Source organism: Streptococcus sp. GMD1S (genome assembly GCF_000296875.1).
Taxonomy (GTDB): Bacteria; Bacillota; Bacilli; order Lactobacillales; family Streptococcaceae; genus Streptococcus.
Genome location: NZ_AJQY01000460.1, coordinates 1 through 867, shown reverse-complemented (window position 1 = coordinate 867; position 867 = coordinate 1). Strand labels below are relative to the sequence as shown.

2 protein-coding genes are annotated in these 867 nt (G+C 46.5%); both read left to right on the top strand.

The features are described from left to right. A partial coding sequence (locus GMD1S_RS11250) for a penicillin-binding transpeptidase domain-containing protein (RefSeq protein ID WP_000298115.1) occupies window positions 1-471 on the top strand: 471 nt, incomplete at its 5' end. A gap of 10 nt (window positions 472-481) precedes the next feature. Continuing rightward, the coding region (gene recR, locus GMD1S_RS11245; RefSeq protein WP_000966750.1) for a recombination mediator RecR at window positions 482-867 on the top strand (386 nt) is incomplete at its 3' end.

The following is an 867-nucleotide window of genomic DNA, read 5'->3' as shown; positions in this document are numbered from 1 at the left end:
CCAATGCAATTGGCCCAGTACGTTGGAACTATTGCCAACAACGGTGTTCGGATTGCACCTCACATTGTCGAGGGGATTTATGGAAACAATGACCAAGGTGGCTTAGGTAGTCTGGTTCAAGAAACAGCCACTAAGGAACTAAACAAGGTCAATATCTCAGAATCAGATATGGCTATCTTGCAGCAAGGTTTCTATCAAGTTTCGCATGGAACGAGTGCTCTGACAACTGGTCGTGCCTTTTCAAATGGCGCAGCCGTTTCCATCAGTGGGAAAACGGGTACTGCCGAAAGTTACGTTAATGGCGGTCAAAAAGCCAACAATACTAACGCAGTCGCCTATGCGCCGACCGAAAATCCTCAAATCGCAGTCGCAGTCGTCTTTCCTCATAACACCAACCTTACAAACGGTGTCGGACCTTCTATTGCACGCGACATTATCAATCTTTATCACCAACACCATCCAATGAATTAGAAAGGAACTTATGCTGTATCCAACACCTATTGCCAAGCTGATTGATAGCTATTCAAAGTTACCAGGTATCGGGATTAAAACGGCTACCCGCCTCGCCTTCTATACCATTGGAATGTCTGATGACGATGTCAATGAATTTGCCAAAAATCTCCTATCTGCCAAGCGGGAATTAACCTATTGTTCCATCTGTGGCCGCCTGACGGATGATGACCCCTGCTCAATCTGTACAGATCCGACTCGAGATCAGACAACCATCTTGGTGCTAGAGGATAGTCGCGATGTGGCTGCTATGGAAAACATCCAAGAATACCACGGACTCTATCATGTCTTGCACGGCCTCATTTCTCCGATGAATGGCATCAGCCCAGACGATATCAACCTCAAGAGTCTCATGAC